The organism is Arthrobacter glacialis (genome assembly GCF_002909415.1).
Taxonomy (GTDB): Bacteria; Actinomycetota; Actinomycetes; order Actinomycetales; family Micrococcaceae; genus Specibacter; species Specibacter glacialis.
In genome coordinates, this window is the sequence record NZ_PPXB01000001.1 from 291,970 (window position 1) to 310,836 (window position 18,867).

An 18,867-nucleotide genomic window follows, 5' to 3' on the forward strand; every position below is an offset into this window, starting at 1 on the left:
CGGCGTGGGGCCGGGGCGGGCGCCTGGGCGAGTCACGCCGTCGTGCACGCCGGGAGCGCGGCCGCCCCTTGATGGGGGTGCCCAGATGACACATGATGATCACAGAGATTCTCCTTTGATTTTCAGTGGTCCGCGCTGACGGCAATGCGGCAGGAGGACATGGAGGACTCCGCAGAGCTGGAGGACATCTATGTGCGGACGTTCGAGTTTCCGGCAGGCTTCATGGCCCAGTCCCAGCCGTCCATGATCGTGGCTGACGCCGTGCACCAGAAGCTGGCCACCGGATTCCCGGTCGGCAAACGGTTCAAGTCGGTGCCGGTGGTCAGGGTGGCTGACTCCAACCCGGCGCAGTTGGGCCGCCACCACCGGGCCGACGGCCGCTGGCGCATCTACGCCTTTGCGGATGCCGCGGCAGTGCGGGAACGGTCCTTTCTGGCGGACTGGGCCCGGTGGCTGTCCGCATCTACCGAGTCGCCGCTGCTGAAATACACTCCTGCGGGGGCGGACATCGACAAGGAGTTTGACGTGAAGCTCATTGCCCAGCAGGACTTTGAGGGCGTTGACCTGCGTCATGTGCCAGCGACGTTCATGGCGCGCACCGCCCCGTTTGGGCTCGTCGACTACGAGCTGGTCTAAGCATCGGATCCGGCCAATGACATCTTTGAGGCTCGCGGGATTGACCGCGGCGGTGCTGTGGTGGTGGTCCGCCCGGGAGCTGGCCGATTTCTTCGATGTGATCATGCTTCCGCGGCGTTAAAGTGGGCGGGCATGGATGTCCCATCAGAGGGCTCACTTCTTGCGTGGCCACCACGACTAACGAAGTCTGAATGACCTTGAAATAGTGTCCCGCACAGGGCCCGCGGGATTCTATCGATCGAAGCAACACCGGACGGCTCTTACGGGACGGCCCAATACGAGGCGCGACAACACTGCAGGTCAGCACGGGATTTGTCCGGTCAAGGACCCTCTTGCGGGACCCTGGCCGGGGTGCTGGCGTTTGTCGCGTGCAAATCATCCCGTCCACGACACGACGGTCATCACCGAACGGATGAGAACACCACCCCTGATCCGACGGGAACAACGGGGTGGTCACCGCCCGATGCACATCACTCAAACGATGAAAACCCTGGAACAGAAGAGTCATGCCTATGGTCGTGCGTCAATCAAGGCGGATATGGGAGACATGCCCTAGTCACCGGCCATCGACCGCAGCGCCGCGAGGTGCCCATCGAAGGCCCGGCGACCCTGCGCGGTGAGCTTGACCGTTGTCGTCTGGCGCGCGTCCGTACGTTGCGGGGAGGCTTGTTTGCTTGTGACGAGATAGCCGATTTCGACGAGGTTTCTTACGGTCTTTGACAGGTTGGCCTCGCTGATCTCCAGGGTTGCGGCAATTGCAGCGAAGTCCGCCTCGGCAAGCGGGCGCAGCATTGCACACAGGCGCAGCCGGGTTGGTGCGTGGATCGCCTCATTAAAGTAGGGCTCAGCCCGCATGGCGCACCTCGGCAGCATACGCGCGGTCATATTCCACGATGATGAGTGCGGTGGCGACACCCGCGGCCACAGCTACGCCGACAATCCACCCGATCAGACCGAGCAGCGCGAGCACCAGGCTGATCATCAGCGAGAAGAAAATGATTACGAAGAGCGCAACCAACAACCAGAGCCCGCGAGGACCCGCCGGTCGGGTAATGCCGAGGCCACTGCGCTTGCGGAAAAGCACCTCAACACCGATGAAGATCCCCATGCTGAGCACAAAGGGCAGCCATGCCCATGCCAGCCCGGCCGCGGGGGCCACGATGATAAGCGCAGCGCCCAAGCCCTGCGCAGGTGCAACCCACCACGTTTCTGCAGTGACTCGTTCACCGATCCGATCACGGTCGGTACTGATCGCCTTGAGCGACTCACGCACGGATGCTGGGTCCCGTGGATTCTCCAATTGACTTTCCATGCGGTTGAGTCAATCACTTTACTTGCGGTTAAGCAACTTCGTGCTGACTTGCAGACCATCAGCAACCGCTTCACGATTTCCCAGACCAGTTGTTCTGCTCAACGATCGATCGTGACGACGAAACCAGCTTCATCCCTGATCCCTGCCAAGGTTGCGAGCAGGGAAGCCAATAGCGCCGGCGGCATGCAGTGATTCGTCCAGGCCTGGGTGCGGTCGAGCAACAGCTGCCGCGAACCGTGCTTCTGCAAGGAACCGATGGATGACCCCGTCCGCTACACGACCGTCACCACCTAACGGATGACCACACCGCCCCTCATTCGACGGCAACAGCGGGGCGATCACCGCCCACTGCACATCACTAACCTCCGACGAAGAGCCGTCCCACTGCGCGTTCCCTGAAAGAAGGGCATCGGCCTGTTCAATCGATGCCACAAAAGCTCTGAGTGAAACTGATCAGGGCCCTGCTCCCGTATGGCAGACTCACTTCAAGCCACATTTTGCTGGTTGAGCATCAAGTGAGGGGTTCGAAACGTATGGGTACATGGGACGCGTCAGTCTTTGGTAACGACGACGCCGCTGACTATCTCTACGAGCTTGACAACGCTGACACCTTCGCGAAGATTGTCCCAGTTCTCGAAGCTGCCTTGGATTTTGTACTAGACGCTTTAGATGAGATCGAGGCGCCGGCGGGGGCAGTGGGAATCGCAGCCGCCGCACTCGTGGCCGCCTGGGAGGAACCATCTCTGCTCGGAAGCAAAACCACGGACGTGCTATTACCTTGGCCACGAACAAACGATCCGGTGCCTGAGCGTCTTAGAACGAAGGCATCACAGGTACTAGACCGGATGCAGGACGTGAGAGGCAATGAGTTGGCAGAACTGTGGGAAGAATCAGGAGAATTCCCAGAGTTTAGCGCCGAGGTATCGCACTGGCGTTCGCGTCTAGGCGACTAAGGATTCGGCAGCTGCTGTAGCCTCTAGGGCAAACGAGTTGGCCACAGCCACTCTGTGGCACAAGACCCGTCGATTTCTAGACGTCATTGCTTTGACAGCACACCAAGAGCCTGTCAATAATGGCTTCTCGATCCCAAGCCGCTGTTATTTCAAGTCCCTCATGTTCATTGTCCTGTGACCATCGCATTTCCCCTTTGTAATAGATCCTGTAATGTCCAGTAACCCAGTCTTTGATCGAGCTAGGCGGTGGCCAGTCATCGTCTTCGTCAAGACCGGGATCATGCCCAACCACGGGACTGTCGCGAGAACTGAGAACATCAGAATAAACGTCAATGGTGAATAAAAAATCGCGACTACCTTCGGGTGGAGTCTTTGGAACCGATGACATCACAGCATAGACAGCATAGAAGGACACTGAACTGTCTCGTAGCGCCCGGCACTACGCATACTTGCCATTGGGAAGTGAAAACGGGACGACGTCACCAACAAGGGGAACTTTCCTAACCAACGCGCACCACCAGCCCGGGACCGTCTTATGCGGCGCTCCGCATGCAGGACAATTTTCCCCGGATGGGGCATCAGGCCGGCACGATACTTGCATTGCGGGCAGATATCGAGGAGGCCCTCCGTGGCTTCCACGACGGACATTTCCTGGTGATTGCCTCAGAGAGGTGCCCGATGTGCCGAGTTCGAGGAGCATCCTGCGCTGCGGGCGGGCGCCATGCGGAGCCACCACAGATGCCGACCATGGGTCAACCCAAAACTGACGCCCAACCTGGGGCAAAGCTGTGTTCCGCTGAGATTTCTTGTCCTGCGGCCTCGACACACGTTTATCTGTGCAGCCGAATCGTCGATAGTGGCCTGCCCAACCAAGCACGACACCACCGCGCTGCCGGCCAGCCGGAGGGTTCCTGAGTGCTGAATTTCTTGGTTTTCTTGACGTGATGGGGACGTTGGTCCCGCATACAGCTCTTGTGTGTTTCAGCCACCGGCAGCGGCTGGCATCATTTAGGGGATGAGTTGGTCGGCTCGGTAGCGGTCGAACAGCGAGATGAAAGCGTCGAATGTCCGGCGGTACCCGGTAAAGCCGGCGGCCCTACTTTTGCCCATGTCTGCCACCACTTCAATGTTGCGGCCCAGGTCCCCGTCCGTATGCCACCATGAAGCCATCCGGTCCAGATGCTGTTCGGCCAGCCCGTGCCGCAGTGCCAGCTCTCGCCACTGGTCCTCCCGCCCCTTCATCGCCTGCTCGAGGGGCCGTGGGGCCCGATGGTACCCCTCCCATTCGACGCCGAAATGGGCGGCGAGCTTCGGCCACATCCAGCGCCACCGGAAGACGTCCCCGTTGACGATGTTGAAGGCCTCATTGGCAGCACCGGGGGTCGTCGAAGCCCACAGCATGTGTTCGGCCAGTAGACCGGCGTCTGTCATGTCTGTCAGCCCGTTCCACTGCGTCTCGGAGCCCGGGAAGACAAATGGTTCTCCCGTTGCCCTGCACAGGGTCGCCTGCGCGGCGAGCGTGAGCCCCATGTTCATGGCGTTACCTACGGCGTGTCCAATGACGGTGTGCGCGCGGTGCACGGACCAAGTGAACCCCTGTTCCGAGGATGCCGCGAACAGCTCGTCTTCCTGTGCGTAGTAGAAGTTCCGGACGGGCAGTCGCGGTTCCTCCTCGTGGAACGGCGTATCCGCCATCTCCCCGGCAGCGTAGGCCTCGAAGGGGCCGAGGTAGTGCTTGAGTCCTGTCATGAGGGCCACGTGTGCCACGGGCTTGCCCCGAAGAGCGGCCAAGAGGCCGCGCAGCATCCCGGCGTTGACGGCAATGTTCTCTTCTTCCGTGTCCTGCCGCGACCAGGCCGTGAAGAACACGTGCGTTGGACGCTCCGGAGCGAGAATGGCTGCTACAGACTCGGGGGAGGTCAGGTCCGCGGAAAGCCAGCGCACGCCGTCGCGATTGGCGCCGGGCTTGCGGGCCAGTGCCAGCACCGACCAGCCTGCGGCGGAGAGGGTTTCCACAAGTGCGGACCCGGCGATGCCCGAGGCTCCGACCACGAGCGCCGTTCGCTGTCCATCCTGGACTGTTTGGTTCACGATTGTCATACTGGTGGCAAGCGACGGTACAGGTGAGATATTCCCGGCTATCCGCGCAGGGGTAGGCTATCGGGCCGCAGAACAAGGCTGCCAGTTGCAACGGGACAGGCGCAGATGCGACGTCAAACCGTTGGACGCAGAACCGACGTTCGATTCTGTTGCGGGGCCCTGACAGAGTTAGGGAATGGATATCACTTGGCTGCTCGTTGCATTACTACTCATCATCCTCTTCTCGAGCATCAGCATCGTCAGTGCAGTGCAGTGCAGTGCAGTGCATCGGATTCGTGATGCGAGCGAAAAAGCTGTCTCGTTGCTCAAGGACCAGTCCGCTCGACAGGCCACGGAGAATCGTTCATACCCTGCGGAAGCCGGTCGGCTCCGATTCTGCCCCAACCCCGGGAGCGACTGGGCGCGGATCGCTTCTCCGGGATCGGTCTCAGCGAGCTGGCCAGATGGCCATCGCCAACGTCCCGGGTCCCATCAGAGCTCCCCCAGTGTTGTTGGCCGAGCCCGTGTCCGTGGCAGGACCGCTACGGGGCACTGGCGCACTCATCCTCAGCGCTCTACGGAACCGCCGGGCCCCCACCTGGCCTCCATCTTCAGAGTTGATGTGTGAAATTCTTGTCCTCATGGCTAAGCTCCTTTTTGTTGACGGGCCATAGGGAGATTCCGCAGGACCCATTCACTAGGTAGACGACACACACCAAGATTGCGTGAGGTCCTATCCCGTCCCGACGATTTGTCGCGGAAAATTTGCGGCACTTGCCTTTGGCAGTCGCGGGGTGGTGCGCAAACGCATTCCGGACTATCTTCTAGCCACCGACAGGGGGCCGCTGGTGGTGGCAGCGCTTCCCCGACCGCGCGGAGGAATCGCGCTCAGCGGCGCTTTTCGTACCTGGTCAGCACCACCCCGCCGGGAAAGGTCCGCGTCTCTACCAGATTCAGGTTTACCCAACTATCCAGCGCGGTGAAGAACGGCGTGCCACCGCGTCGCCGGTGACCAGACGGGTGTTCCAGTCCACCTTCACCGTCGGCGAGGAGAACACCACTGTCGGCGTGTCCCGCCAGTTCCGCGCGAACTCGATCTGCGCCTGGGTGGCATTGGGCTGCTGGTCGCCTGTCGGCCAGTGGGAACTCATGGCGTCCCACAGCTTGCGCCCATAGAGCACCAAGCCGATCGCCCGCTCCTGATCGAGCCACCACCGAAATAGCTGATCGCTCGGGACGCTCCACCCGATGTCGCCGCCGGGCGCGGGAAACGCATCGGTGCGGCCGAGGATAGGAAAACGCACAAGATAAGGATGATGACGTGCAATGGCAGTGCTACTTGTAGTAGTTGCGGGCGTCATGGAACTCTGTCGTGCCGCACACGATCAGCAGCATCCTGTCCCTCATGGCGATATCGTGTCTGCCAATGTTTCGGATGCTATAGCCTTCGGTCCTCGTTTCAACTGAGCTGTCCGGTGAAAGCTGATCATGCGGTGGCGCGCCATTCCGCACAGAAAACCTGCAAATTTTCTTCAGCATGTGTCGATCTGGCCTAGCGCCGTTCGACCTATAGGTGAGAAGGTCGAAGGGCGACTTTCCAGAACCAAGGAGTACGAGATGGCCAAGTACATGCTGATCATGCGCGCGACGGACGAGTCGTTCGCGAACTTCACGAGCGTCGACTTCACCGAGATCCTCGAGGCAATGGGCAAGTTCAACGACGAGCTGATCCGTGCCGGCGTCCTGCTGGCGGCCGAAGGCCTCGACGACGCGAGTAAAGGGGTCGTCGTCGACTTCACGGAGGACACGCCGGTCGTGACTGACGGCCCCTATGGGGAGACCAAGGAACTGTTTAACGGCTACTACATCCTCGACGTGGCGTCGATCCAGGAGGCAGTCGAATGGGCCAAGCGCGCGCCGATGACCGCGGGAAGCAAAACCGAGATCCGTCGCGTGCCGTCGATCGATGAGTTCCCACAGGACAACGTCTGGATCCAAAAGGAGCGCGCCTGGCGCGAGCAGACCGGGCAGCTCTGATCTAGTGAGCATGTCAGAGGCGCGGCGGGCCGTCGAGGCGGTGTGGCGTATGGACTCGGCCCGCCTCGTCGGCGCCCTCGCCCGATATACAGGCGACTTCTCGCTGGCTGAAGACCTCGCGCAGGAGGCCCTTGCCGAGGCGCTAGTCTCCTGGTCTGTCGATGGGGTTCCTGCCCAGCCGACCGGATGGCTGCTCACCACAGGCCGCCGCCGGGCCATCGACGCCTTTCGGCGCCGGTCCGCCCGTGACGAACGGTATGCCCTGCTTGCCCGAGACCTCGACGAGGAGTTGCCCGGCGTGGATGCACTTTTCGACCCTGATGCGATTGACGACGACGTGTTGGCGTTGATGTTCATCTCGTGCCATCCGGTGCTGTCGAAGGAGGCCCGGATCGCATTGACGCTGCGGGTCGTCGGCGGACTCAGTACAGAGGAGATAGCCAAAGCCTTCCTCGTCCCCGTGCCAACGATTCAGGCGCGCGTCACCCGCGCCAAGAAGACGCTGGCCGCCGCGCAAGTACCGTTCGCTGTGCCCGAACCGCAGGAGTTGTCCGAGCGACTCGGCTCGGTACTTCAGGTTATCTACCTCATATTCACAGAGGGGTCGTTCGCATCGGGCGGCGACGAGTGGATTCGCACAGATCTGGCCGACGAGGCGCGCCGGCTAGCTCGCGTGCTGGTTCGGCTCAAGCCTGTGCCCGAGGTTTTCGGACTGCTCGCACTGTTGGAACTCACTGCCGCCCGATTTCCTGCACGACTCGACGCGTCCGGCCACCCGGTGCTTCTGGAGGAACAAGACCGGCTGCTGTGGGACCAATCCGCGATCCAGCGCGGACGCGCAGCACTCGGACGAGCGGTCATGGCCGGACGTGGACTGGGCACATACAGCCTCCAGGCCTCCATTGCTGAGTGTCACGCACTGGCGCGCTCGGTTGCTGAGACCGACTGGCAGCGGATCGTCATCCTCTACGAAGCCCTCGGACGGCTGACGCCGTCGCCCATCATCGAACTCAATCGAGCGGTCGCGGTCGCGATGGCCTCCGGTCCAGCTGAGGGTCTCGTGTTGGTCGACGCGATAGCGGCACGGGGCGAGCTGACCGGCTCCCACTTGCTCCCCTCGATCCGCGGCGAACTACTCATCCGACTTGGCCGTCCGGACGAGGCTCGGGCAGCACTCGAACAGGCCATCGTGCTGTGTGGCAACGAAGTCGAAAGCGCGGCGTTTCAGCGCAAGATCAACGGTGTGACCCATTCGAACTGCTAGTGCCGATGCCAAAGCAAGCCAGCACAACCTGACGATGTTCCTCGAGAGCAGTCCCGCTAAGTGTTGCTACAGTCAAGAATTTTCAAAGCACCGGAAGGAGAATATGTAAAATGTCGCTCAAGAATGCTGACGCAAAAGTCACCCAATACATCGAAAACTCTGGGGATTTTGCCAGACCCATCCTCAATCACCTTCGAGAGTTGATCCATAAAAACTGCCCCGAAGTCGTGGAGTCAGTTAAGTGGGCTATCCCGCATTTTGACTACAAAAACGATTTTATGTGCGTCCTGGCCTCAGCTAAGAATCACTGTTCGCTTACATTCATAAAGTCTGAATTTATGAGCGATCCCCGGTTTGCTGGCGGCAAAAAGGTGAAGCCGGGTCAGCGCTTCATGAGCAGAATTACGAGCATGTCCGAGTTGCCGTCAGATGAAGAGCTCGCAGGCTTCGTCAAACAAGCGATGGATTTGAACGATAAAGGCGTAAAACTCGACAAGACTGCCAAAGCTGCGCCGAGCAGCGAACCATTGGACACTCCGGCATATTTTCTGGAAGCACTTTCGAGAAATTCCGTTGCAAAACAAGTTTTTGAAAACCAATCAACGTCATTCCGCAAGAACTATATCGTGTGGCTAGAAAGTGCAAAGACCGATGCCACACGACAACGGCGCGTCGCTGAAGCCCTGGAGTGGATCGCCGAAGGCAAGGGCCGATTCTGGAAATACGAAAAATAGATCGGCGCTTTCGAGCTGCTGGCGCAATCGCCAGCGCCGATACCAATCAGGCGACCCCAAAGCAAACAGCGCCACCGGCGTCCTGCTCCGCAAGACGTTCCTGTTACGGACGCAGAAGCCTGTGCAGGCGAGTACTGAAATTTGTGCAGACGACTTCTGAAACGACAGTTTCTCAAATTTCCGAAGTCGTCTGCACACACTCCAGTGAACGACCCCCCCATCTGTGAAAGTTCACCCGGAGTTGAGAACGAATCCGAGCGTCACACTCGGCGGGCGTATCCAGGCCGGATTCGTGCGCTGACACTTCCGCTAAGCGGCGAGGTTGTTTATCCTCGGACCATGAGCGGTTCAATCGAAGCCGTGGTCTGGCTAGCTGTCGGTTCGGCGAAAACGCACTGCGCACATCAAGGGAGAGCAACGAGATGAGACCACTTCGATACTCGATCAACGTCACGCTCGACGGCTGCTGCCATCACGAGGCAGGGCTCCCCCCGGACGAGGAGTCGATGCGCTACTGGACCGCTGAGATGGAGCGAGCCGATGCCCTGCTGTTCGGCCGGGTGACCTACGAGATGATGGAGTCGGCGTGGCGGAAGCCGGCCACGGGCACGTGGCCTGGCTGGGTGGATGGTTGGCAAATCCCGTTCGCCGAGACCATCGACCAGGCCAAGAAGTACGTCGTTTCGAGCACGCTCAGCGGGGTCGATTGGAATGCCGAGCTCGTGCGAGGCGACTTGGGGCAAACGGTTCAGCGGCTCAAGCAGGAGTCAGGCGAGGGCCTGTGGGTTGGTGGCGTGACGCTCCCCTTGGCGTTGGCGGATCTGAGATTGATCGACGAGTACGAGTTCATCGTGCAGCCGGTCCTTGCCGGACATGGGCCGACGTTGCTCGCCGGTCTGCACGAGCGCATCCAGCTCGAGCTCGTGGGGCACCATGAGTTCCGGTCGGGAGCGATCGCCCTGCGATACCGTCCTACGCGAGTAACGGCTTGACGTGATTAGTCCGGGCACGTTGGTCGCTGCCTCGCGACGAAGCAACGGTTTTCGTGCCTGAGATGAACTCTTCGTTCTCGGCCGCCACTGCAAACGCTTAGAACAAAGCCCCGACGACTTCAGCTACGTCCAAGCCACAGCCTCACACGCGACACCCCTTTCGGGGCGGCACTAGTCATCCAAGGGAAAGACCATTCATTCTGGTTTGTGGTGGGACACGGTGGAAACTAAGCGTTAGTTATTCGATGAATTCCCTAGATACCCAAAGTTCGGGCATGCCGCAGGGCGTCGGCCAGTTGGTCCACCGCGTGAGCCGATGCAGCCGTTCCGACGTCGGCGAAAGACCCCATCCCGGCGTACAGAGTCAGAGCGTTGGAGGCCGCCGCACGGAGAGTACGCGCATCGGTCACGTCGATGAACTGCCCATCGAGCCAATCGGCGGTGGAGTTTCTCTGCTCGTCGTGCTCTGATCGAGCAACGGTGCGGACCTCCGCAATCGCGACGAGAATGTCATCACGGACTTCGTTAACGGACGAGTGCTTGCTATTCATGAGTCAAGCCTACGGGCGGTACCGAACAGCGACACTTCGTCTGCACCTTGCAATGAATCCGTCTCCCAACATGCGATACCTTTAGCGACGCCTCCCAGGAAAACGAACCGCGTAGGTCGTTCCCCGCGGGACGGTTGAACTACCTTCGCTTCACCGCGTTTGAGTTCGCAGTGCCCCAGATGATGCACAGTGCAAACATTTGTGCACAAGAGATGAGCGCGACGAGCGCGTTGAAAAAGACTAGGGCCAACACAACTTCAAAAACGGTAAGAATCAAGGCGGCAGCGCCAACCGTTGCAAACCCTTGCTTCGCAAGCTCGCGGTCACGTTCGTCGCGGTACTCGATGGCGTTGAGGCGAGTGATGTCGCGGGAGTTTGGGCGGCGCGCGTACAGTGCAGCGCCGAGTCCGCAAAGGCCGACAGTGAGCAGTAAAACCGCAAAGGACCAGTTTTGTGTGAGGGCCGTAGCAATTGCCCCAGCGACGAACGTGCTGACCAAAGCGATATTAGTAGTCGAAATGGGCAAGCGCTTAGTGGTCTGCAATGTGAAACACTTCCTCAACGGTGGACTCAAAGTATCGGGCTAGACGAACTGCAAGAGAGCCGGCATCAACATGCGATGCACGCTGTCCCAGCCAGGGTTCCACTTATAGACGCCCCAGTGCAGCGCACACGGCTTTGGACAACCAGTGGAGTCGCCTTCGAGAGATGGCAGATTCTCAGTTGGGGGAATTTGGGTCGATGTTGAACCGCGCAAGGAGCCTCTAGCGGGCAGCTGCCGAATTAGTGAATGCTCTCCCGCATGCTGGGAATGACCGCCTGATTGCTTGGAGTGTCTTCTGCAACTGTTGCTTGTTGACCTGCGCCCGACGTCGTTGACATGCTAGGTACACGCTGAGCGCTTAAGGAAGGATCATCCCATGCGGAAACTCGTGTACTACGTGGCCACGACCCTTGACGGCTATATCGCTGGTCCGGACGGTGGTGACCCAAGTGGGGCTGATTACTTCCCGATCACGCCCGATGTCATCCAATTCATCGTCGAGCAGTACCCCGAAACCCTTCCCGAGCCAGCACGTGCAGCGCTGGGCATCGACGGGCCCGGCCAGACATTCGACACGGTCCTGGAAGGGCGTGCGAGCTACGAGGTAGGCCTTGCAGCGGGCCTCACCGACGCGTACCCGCACCTGCGCCATCTCGTGTTCTCGACCACGCTGGAAAGCCGCGATCCCGCCGTCGAGATTGTCGGCTCCGGCGCCGTGGACCGCGTACGCGCGCTCAAGGCCGAAGCGGGCAAGGACCTGTGGCTGGTGGGCGGTGGCACACTGGCTCATTCGCTGCTGCCAGAGATTGACCGGCTCGTGCTCAAGCAGAATCGGTCCATCATCGGATCCGGCATCCCGCTCTTCAATGGCCCTTTCCAGTCCCACATGTTCCGGCCTGTTGACGAGACCCTACTCGAATCCGGCATGCGAGTCCTCACCTACGACCGCGCCTGACCCAAGCCCTGACAGTGTTCAACTAGGACGAGACCCACCTACCGGGACGCCCAGATGTCTCCTCGAGGGTCCCCGGCCGGAACTGCAGACCAGGCCATTCGCCGCCCGCACCCTCACGGTCAGCTGAGCCGCTCAGCCAAAGCCACGATGATTCCCTCCGGCCCGCGCACGTAGGCCATTCGCCAGATGCCTTCGTATTCGCCGATGCCACCGACCAGCCCGTAGCCCTCCGTGGCCAGCCGATCGACCTGCGCCTGGAGATCATCGACTTCAAAAGACAAACTGCGCAACCCGAGCTCGTTGGCCATGGCGTACGGCGAGCCCTGCCTGGGGACGGGCCGGACGAAGCTGGAAAGCTCCACGGCCGTGCCGCCGTCGGGCGTTCGCAACATTAAGATCTCTGTGCGGGAATCCGGGATCGCTATGACCGTGTCGATGAACTCGCCCTCCACGAATGTCCGGCCCTCGATCTCGAGCCCTAGCCCGACGAAGAACGCCGCTACCTTCTCGAGGTCTTCAACGGTGACACCGACGTGGTCGAACCGAATGATCCGCGACATAAGCACAGCCTCCAAGTGTTCGTTCTGCATACACGGCCCAACACCGAGCTTACGGCGAATTCACACAGCCAGGAAGGCTCGTGGCGCGCGGGCAGAAGCTGTCCCCAAGCAAGGGACGCTCTGCCGGGCATCACGCGCGGGCCCGGTGTGCGATCCCGAGACGGGAAAAGTGCCCTTCTGCTTGGACTATTTCGACGTCAATACACCTGCGTTTTCGATACGACCAACGGTTGCCGCCGTCGTACCCCAGCACCCAAACCCTCTCGCAGCAACGATTAGCGCAGGGTCTTCATGGCCGCGCCCAGTCGGCGGACACCCTCACGCAGGGATTCCTCCGTTTCAAAGGAGAAGGCCACACGCAGCTGGTTTTCGCCTGCCGGATGGGCGAAGAATGCGCTGCCCGGGACAAAGACCACCCCGGAGGCAATGGCTGGTTGGAGCAGGGCGTCTGTTGAAATTCCCTCCGGCAGGGTGATCCAGGTAAAGAATCCGCCGCTTGGCTTGGTCCAGGTGGTGCCTGCCGGCATGAATTCCGCCAGGGCCGTCATGACGGCGTCGCACCGCTTGGCATAAACCAAGCAGGCTTCCCTGACGTGTTGGCGCCAGTCGAATCCCGTGATGTAGCTTTCCACTAGCATCTGGCTCAGCACGGAGGGGCAAATGGTGGTGGCCTCGGCCGCCAGCTGGAGGCGCCGGCGCACTTCTTCTGGAGCTAGGACCCAGCCCACGCGCAACCCCGGAGAAAAAATCTTGGAGAACGATCCCAGATAGATTACGTTCTCGGGATCCAAGGTGTGCAGGGCGGCAGTGTACGAGCCGTCAAAACTCAGCAGTCCGTAGGGATTGTCCTCCACGATGGCCACGTTCTCGGAACGGCAGATGTCCACAATTTGTTGGCGCCGCTCCACGGCAAGGGTGGTTCCGGCGGGGTTGTTGAAGTTGGGGATGGTGTACAGGAACTTGATGGTTTTCCCGGCCGCCTTGAGGGAATCTATGGTGGTCGAAAGCAGCTCCGGCACGAGCCCCTTGTCATCCATGGCGACCTGAACGATGTCGGCCTGCAAGCCTTCGAAGGTTCCCAACGCGCCCACATACGTAGGGCCCTCGGCCAAGATGACATCCCCGGGATTGCAAAACAGCTTGGTGATAAGTTCAAGCCCCATCTGCGAACCGGACGTCACCTGGACGTTTTCCGGCTGGGCCGTGATGCCTTCCACGGCCATGATTTGGGTGATCAGGGCCTGCAGCTCGGGGGTGCCGGCGCCCGAACCGTACTGCAGGGCATCCAGGCCGTGCTCGGAGATGACGGTGTGGGCCATGTCCGCAATCTGCCCAATGGGCAGGCCCGTCAGGTCAGGGTTGCCGCCGGCGAGGGAAATCATGTTGGGCTGCATGGAGACTTCAAAAACTTCGCGCACGGGGGATGGGTGGTAGCCATCAGCCCTGTCGGCGAAGCGGTGGGTGTGCAACGATGCGGTGGCAATCTCAGTCATGACGTCCTTTGGGAAGTGGTTGGTGGGCCTGGCAGGGGTTAGCGAGCGGCTGTTGCGGCCTGTGATTTGTGGCTGACAAAATCTTGTTCGTCAATGCCAAATTCGTGGGCCGCGAACCGCCTCAGGGTTTCGATCATTTTTGCGGGGCTGTGGTTGTAAATGCCGTTGAGAGTCTGGATGGCAAGCCCGTCAACCACCGCAAGTAGGAGAGTGGCCAGCACCTCGGGATCGTGGAAGGGGCGGATCAATCCCTCCCTGACGGCTTCATCGAGGGTTGCCTCAAAGATGCCCCGCCAAGCGAGCAGAGCCGTCGCCACGTGCACCCGGATGTTTTCATCCTTGTGTGCCGCCGAGTAAACCTCGATCCAAAACCCCCATGCCTGCTCAAAGCTGGTTTCACCTTCGACGGCGAACGTGAGCAAGTCAAATAGCCGCTCCAGGGTGCCCGTGCTGGCTGAATGGATGTTCTGCCATTCCCGCACGGATGCGCCGGTCCTGTACTCCACCGTGGCAAGCACTAGGCGCTCGCGAGTCCTGAAGTAGTGCTGGATCATTCCCACGCTGAAGCTGGTGGCCTCGGAAACCGCACCAAAGGTGCAACGATCCACGCCTTTTGTGGCGATGATACCAGCGGCATGGGCCACGATGGTTTCGCGGCGCTCTGCAATGGCCTCATCGGTCACGGCGTGAGTCCGTTTGCGTGGCTCTTGGTTCATGGTGTCCCCTTTAGAGTTCTGCGAATGAATCCTCAAACGCGGATGCTGCACGGCGCGCCTTCGATCGGGTCGCTGCCTGCCCGATTAGTTTTCAGCAAACAGTGGGTTGGTTCAACTGAGAGCTTGACAGTGCTCTCCGTCACACAAATAATAAGTTACACATATTATTTACACAACTCTACATTTCCCCACTGGAGACCTGATGAATAAGAACACCCTCCTGACTAAGACCGCACTAGTCATTTCGTGCGCCGCTCTGGTCTTCACTGCTTCCGGCTGCACCAACTCGGAAGCCCCGGAACCGGTGGTCAACTCATCAGGAGGCACAGCCCAAGTGCTGGGTGCGGGAGGCCAGGATGCGGCTAAGGCCGTACAGGCCGATGCTGCCGTGCAGGCATTGCTGCCAGCGAATATCAAGGCGGCCGGAACCATGAAGCTGGTTACCGACCCAACCTATGCTCCCATCGATTTCACCGACAACAACGGCAATATTATTGGCCTGGAGCCGGATATGGCCTTGGCTGTTGCCAACAAGATGGGCATCAAAGTTGAGATCACCAAGGGCGATTTCAACGGCATTCTTGCCGGCTTGGAGTCCAAGCGTTACGACGCCTCCTGGGCGGCCTTCTCCATCACCCCGGACAGAACTGCCGTGGTGGATATGGTCAGTTACATGAAGGGTGGCACCTCAGTGCTCGTCAAGCGAGGCACCGAGGGTGACTTCCACGAACAGCTTGATTTGTGTGGCAAGACAGTGACAGCACAAACTGGCACCACCCAAGCATTGACAGTGATGCCGGCCTTTGAAAAGGCCTGCCTCGAAGCCGGGAAGGAACCCATCACGCCCCTGCTGCTGCCGCAGCAGGACAGTGCGAATCAGGCCATCGCCTCCAACCGGGCCCAAGCTATGCTGGCAGATAACGCCTTGACGGCCTACTACTCACAGATCCAGCCCGAGGCGTTTGCGCAGATCGACTCCATCCTGGTGGATCCGTCCCTGGTGGGCGTCGCCATGGCCAAGGGTGACGGGCAGTTGGCCAAGACCTTCCAAGCAGCCATCCAATCACTCATGGATGACGGCACGTACGGCAAGATCATGGGCGCCTGGAACCTGGCCCCTTCCTCCATCACGACCTCAGAGATTAACCCGACGGTGGCGAGCTAAGTGGCTGAACCAGTAGTGGATATCCCGGTGAAACGATCCCACGATTTCCTGTCCCTGACCACCAAACCGATCCTGAAGCGCCGCCGCCCGGGCCAGCTTGTTGCCGTTGTTGTGGTGCTGTTCGCCATTGTTTATGGTGTCTATGTCCTGTTCACTAATCCGGGATTTGGCTGGCCCACGGTGGGCAAATACCTCTTTGACAAGCGAATCCTGGGCGGCCTGATGGTCACCTTGGAACTGACCATCATCGCCATGGTGATCGGCTTTGTTGTGGGGCTGCTGGTGGCCGTCATGCGCATGTCAGACAACTGGTTGCTGCGCGCCGTCTCCGGTGCCTACATTTGGTTCTTCCGCGGCACTCCGCTGCTGGTCCAGTTGCTGTTCTGGGGCTTCGCGGCGGTCCTTTTCCCCAAAATTGGTTTGGGTATCCCGTGGGGACCAACCTTCGTTGAGTGGAATACCAATGACCTCATCCCCTTGTTTGCCGCAGCAATCCTTGGGCTTGGCCTGAACGAGGGCGCCTACATGGCGGAAATTGTGCGGGCCGGGCTGCTCAGTGTCTCAGCAGGGCAGTCAGAAGCATCCCGGGCCATGGGCTTTAGCCACATGAGCACCTTGAGGTTCGTGGTGATTCCGCAGGCCATGAAGGTCATCATCCCGCCCGTGGGCAATGAGGTCATCTCCATGCTGAAAACCACGTCGCTGGTGATAGTCATCGGTGTTGGCGACCTGCTCTACAACACCCAGCAAATTTACGCCCAGAATCTCAAGCAGATCCCGCTGCTCATCGTGGCCAGCCTCTGGTACATCCTGTTGACCACCATTTTGACCCTGGGCCAGTCCCGGCTGGAAAAGAAGTACTCCAAGGGCAACGCCCTCCTGCTTGGAAAGGCCCAACGATAATGTCCACAGTGCAATTTCTCAACGTCCACAAGAGCTTTGGTCAGGTGGAAGTCCTCAAAGGCATCAACTTGACGGTTGAAGAGCAGCAGGTGGTGTGCCTGATTGGGCCCTCGGGATCAGGGAAGTCCACCCTGCTGCGGTGCGTCAACCATTTGGAGATGACCACCTCCGGGGCCATTACCGTGGGCGGGCGCATGATCGGCTATGACGTGTATGGGGACAGGCTTCGGGAGGCGTCGCAGCTTGAGATCAACCGGCGCCGCTCCAAGATCGGGATGGTGTTCCAGTCATTCAACCTCTTTGGCCACATGACGGCCAAGGAAAACGTGATGTTTGGACCCATCAAACTGCTCAAAATGAGCAAAAAGGATGCGCAAGCGCACGCCGAGGAACTGTTGAAAAAAGTTGGCCTGTCCGACCGCATGGACAACTACCCCTCGCAACTCTCAGGCGGGCAACAACAACGGGTGGCCATTGCCAGGGCGCTGTCCATGAAGCCCGAAGTTATGCTCTTTGACGAGCCCACGTCCGCCTTGGACCCCGAACTGGTCGGTGAGGTTCTGGACGTGATGAAGCAACTGGCACGGGACGGGATGACGATGATAGTTGTTACCCACGAGATGGGATTTGCGCGGGAGATGGGCGACGTTGTGGTGTTCATGGACAACGGCGTCATTGTTGAACAAGGTGATCCCCACGAGGTGCTGGGCAACCCCCAGCATGAGCGCACCAAGTCCTTTCTGGCCAAAGTGCTCTAGCACGGCTGCAGTGGAGCAGGCCCGCCAACGACTACTGAAAGTATGCCCTTGACCTCGCAGAGCACTTCCGACCACAATGCCCGGGCAGAACAAGCACTGCGGGCGAATCTGCCCAGAGTGTTGGCGTTCAGCCACAAACTCCATGAGAACCCGGAGCTGGGCTTTGCGGAATTCCAGGCCGTTCAGTGGCTGGCGCACGAACTGGCTGCGGTGCCGGGAGCACGGGTGCAGGCAGGCCTTGGTTCTCTTCCCACTGCGTTGCGGGCGGAGGTGGGAAGTGGGCCGCTGGTGCTCACCATTTGCGCCGAATACGATGCCCTTCCCGGCTTGGGCCACGCCTGCGGCCACAATGTCATTGCCGCAGCGGCCTTGGGAGCGTTCATTGCCCTGGCTCCTGTGGCAGATGACCTGGGCCTGACAGTGCGGCTCCTGGGCACTCCAGCGGAGGAAAACGGCGGCGGCAAAGTCCTCATGCTGGAGCAGGGCGACTTTGCCGGCACGCACGCGGCCATGATGATCCATCCCGGGGATGTTGATGAACTGGAAATGCTCCCCTATGCCTGTGCCGGCTACAAGATCCAGTACTTTGGCAGGGGCGCCCACGCGTCGGCGAGCCCGTGGGAGGGGATCAATGCCCTAGACGCCATGACGATTGCCATGACGGCCGTGGGCCTGGCCAGGCAGCAGTTGGAACCCGGCCAGCAAATTCACGGCTACATTGACTCCGCCGGCACCGCGCCCAATGTCATCCCCGACCACGCCGCAGGCGAGTGGATGGTCCGAGCCCATGATGTTGAATCACTGGCCCGGGCCACGGCTGTTCTGACGCGCTGCATGGATGCTGGCGCGCTGGCGACGGGAGCCCGACTGGAGATGGTGCAGCACGGACCCATCTACGCGGAGCTGCGCACCGACCCCGCCATGGTCGGCTTGTTTGGCGCAAATTCGGCGCTTCTGGGGCGTCCGCTCAAACCTGCCGGAAGGCGGGGCGGCTCCACCGACATGGCCAATGTTTCGCATGAGTATCCCACCATCCACCCCATGATCAGCCTGGGGGAGGGCTGCCCGGGGATCCACGACAGCTCGTTTGCTGATGTTGCAGCCTCGGCCCAGGGAGACCACGTCATCTGGGACGGGGCCCTGGCCATGGCCTGGACCTGCGTGGACTTGGCCAGCGACCCGCGACAACGGCTGCGACTCATGAATCCGGCCTAG

19 protein-coding genes and 1 pseudogene are annotated in these 18,867 nt (G+C 60.2%); 11 read left to right on the plus strand and 9 right to left on the minus strand.

Translation table 11 applies throughout. The annotated features are described in order from the left end of the window. The first annotated feature begins 159 nt into the window (after positions 1-159). Positions 160-636: an FAD-dependent phenol hydoxylase family protein gene (locus CVS28_RS01255; protein ID WP_243399620.1), complete on the plus strand. Its 477-nt coding sequence runs from the start codon at positions 160-162 to the stop codon at positions 634-636. Positions 637-1,188: 552 nt separating this feature from the next. Here the strand turns inward: CVS28_RS01255 and CVS28_RS01260 are convergent. After that, positions 1,189-1,491, minus strand: a complete 303-nt coding sequence (locus CVS28_RS01260) for a transcriptional regulator (RefSeq protein ID WP_103463947.1) — start codon at positions 1,489-1,491, stop codon at positions 1,189-1,191. Then, the gene (locus CVS28_RS01265) at positions 1,481-1,948 is read right to left on the minus strand and encodes a hypothetical protein (RefSeq protein WP_103463948.1); all 468 of its coding nucleotides are present in this window, start codon (positions 1,946-1,948) and stop codon (positions 1,481-1,483) included. The genes CVS28_RS01260 and CVS28_RS01265 overlap by 11 nt, the downstream gene beginning before the upstream one ends. A 533-nt stretch (positions 1,949-2,481) precedes the next feature. On the opposite strand from CVS28_RS01265, the gene CVS28_RS01270 reads away from it, so the two are divergent. Then, the gene (locus CVS28_RS01270) at positions 2,482-2,901 is read left to right on the plus strand and encodes a DUF4259 domain-containing protein (protein WP_103480366.1); all 420 of its coding nucleotides are present in this window, start codon (positions 2,482-2,484) and stop codon (positions 2,899-2,901) included. Between the two features lie 1,008 nt (positions 2,902-3,909). On the opposite strand, the gene CVS28_RS01275 is transcribed toward CVS28_RS01270, so the two are convergent. Continuing rightward, positions 3,910-5,001, minus strand: coding sequence for an SDR family oxidoreductase (locus CVS28_RS01275; RefSeq protein WP_103463950.1), 1,092 nt, complete (start codon positions 4,999-5,001; stop codon positions 3,910-3,912). An 867-nt stretch (positions 5,002-5,868) separates the two neighbouring features. Beyond that, a pseudogene (locus tag CVS28_RS01280) lies at positions 5,869-6,284 on the minus strand (dihydrofolate reductase family protein). Positions 6,285-6,597: 313 nt separating this feature from the next. On the opposite strand from CVS28_RS01280, the gene CVS28_RS01285 reads away from it, so the two are divergent. From CVS28_RS01285 to CVS28_RS01300, 4 genes are all read left to right on the plus strand, one after another. Continuing rightward, positions 6,598-7,017, plus strand: coding sequence for a YciI family protein (locus tag CVS28_RS01285; RefSeq protein WP_093180496.1), 420 nt, complete (start codon positions 6,598-6,600; stop codon positions 7,015-7,017). Positions 7,018-7,027: 10 nt separating this feature from the next. Beyond that, positions 7,028-8,281, plus strand: a complete 1,254-nt coding sequence (locus CVS28_RS01290) for an RNA polymerase sigma factor (RefSeq protein WP_103480367.1) — start codon at positions 7,028-7,030, stop codon at positions 8,279-8,281. A 110-nt stretch (positions 8,282-8,391) separates the two neighbouring features. Beyond that, entirely contained in the window at positions 8,392-9,015 is a 624-nt protein-coding gene (locus CVS28_RS01295) for a YdeI/OmpD-associated family protein (RefSeq protein ID WP_103463953.1), read from the plus strand. A gap of 422 nt (positions 9,016-9,437) precedes the next feature. Further along, positions 9,438-10,007 (plus strand): dihydrofolate reductase family protein, encoded by a 570-nt coding sequence (locus CVS28_RS01300; RefSeq protein ID WP_103463954.1) that lies wholly within the window; start codon positions 9,438-9,440, stop codon positions 10,005-10,007. Between the two features lie 254 nt (positions 10,008-10,261). Here CVS28_RS01300 and CVS28_RS01305 read toward each other — a convergent pair whose 3' ends face one another. Then, complete coding sequence (locus CVS28_RS01305; protein ID WP_103463955.1) at positions 10,262-10,558, minus strand: hypothetical protein; 297 nt, start codon at positions 10,556-10,558, stop codon at positions 10,262-10,264. Between the two features lie 139 nt (positions 10,559-10,697). Further along, on the minus strand, positions 10,698-11,102 hold the full coding sequence (locus CVS28_RS01310) for a hypothetical protein (protein WP_103480368.1): 405 nt from the start codon (positions 11,100-11,102) through the stop codon (positions 10,698-10,700). Positions 11,103-11,478: 376 nt separating this feature from the next. On the opposite strand from CVS28_RS01310, the gene CVS28_RS01315 reads away from it, so the two are divergent. Then, positions 11,479-12,057 carry a dihydrofolate reductase family protein gene (locus tag CVS28_RS01315; protein WP_103480369.1) on the plus strand — a complete coding sequence of 193 codons (579 nt, stop codon included), beginning with the start codon at positions 11,479-11,481 and terminating at the stop codon, positions 12,055-12,057. Between the two features lie 119 nt (positions 12,058-12,176). Here the strand turns inward: CVS28_RS01315 and CVS28_RS01320 are convergent, their stop codons facing one another. From CVS28_RS01320 to CVS28_RS01330, 3 genes are all read right to left on the minus strand, one after another. Beyond that, a complete protein-coding gene (locus tag CVS28_RS01320) occupies positions 12,177-12,617 on the minus strand; it encodes a VOC family protein (protein ID WP_103464114.1) in 441 nt (146 codons plus the stop codon). Positions 12,618-12,892: 275 nt separating this feature from the next. Then, positions 12,893-14,110, minus strand: coding sequence for an aminotransferase-like domain-containing protein (locus CVS28_RS01325; protein ID WP_103463958.1), 1,218 nt, complete (start codon positions 14,108-14,110; stop codon positions 12,893-12,895). Between the two features lie 38 nt (positions 14,111-14,148). Next, on the minus strand, positions 14,149-14,826 hold the full coding sequence (locus CVS28_RS01330; RefSeq protein WP_103463959.1) for a TetR/AcrR family transcriptional regulator: 678 nt from the start codon (positions 14,824-14,826) through the stop codon (positions 14,149-14,151). 202 nt (positions 14,827-15,028) lie between these two features. Between CVS28_RS01330 and CVS28_RS01335 the strand changes: the two genes are divergently transcribed. From CVS28_RS01335 to CVS28_RS01350, 4 genes are read left to right on the plus strand one after another with little or no spacing between them, the layout of a single operon-like run. Continuing rightward, positions 15,029-15,991 (plus strand): ABC transporter substrate-binding protein, encoded by a 963-nt coding sequence (locus CVS28_RS01335; protein WP_103480370.1) that lies wholly within the window; start codon positions 15,029-15,031, stop codon positions 15,989-15,991. After that, positions 15,992-16,894 (plus strand): amino acid ABC transporter permease, encoded by a 903-nt coding sequence (locus CVS28_RS01340; protein ID WP_103480371.1) that lies wholly within the window; start codon positions 15,992-15,994, stop codon positions 16,892-16,894. It begins immediately after the preceding gene. Then, positions 16,894-17,652, plus strand: coding sequence for an amino acid ABC transporter ATP-binding protein (locus tag CVS28_RS01345; protein ID WP_103480372.1), 759 nt, complete (start codon positions 16,894-16,896; stop codon positions 17,650-17,652). Before CVS28_RS01340 ends, CVS28_RS01345 begins: the two co-directional genes overlap by 1 nt. Before the next feature lie 48 nt (positions 17,653-17,700). Continuing rightward, complete coding sequence (locus CVS28_RS01350; RefSeq protein WP_207797142.1) at positions 17,701-18,867, plus strand: amidohydrolase; 1,167 nt, start codon at positions 17,701-17,703, stop codon at positions 18,865-18,867.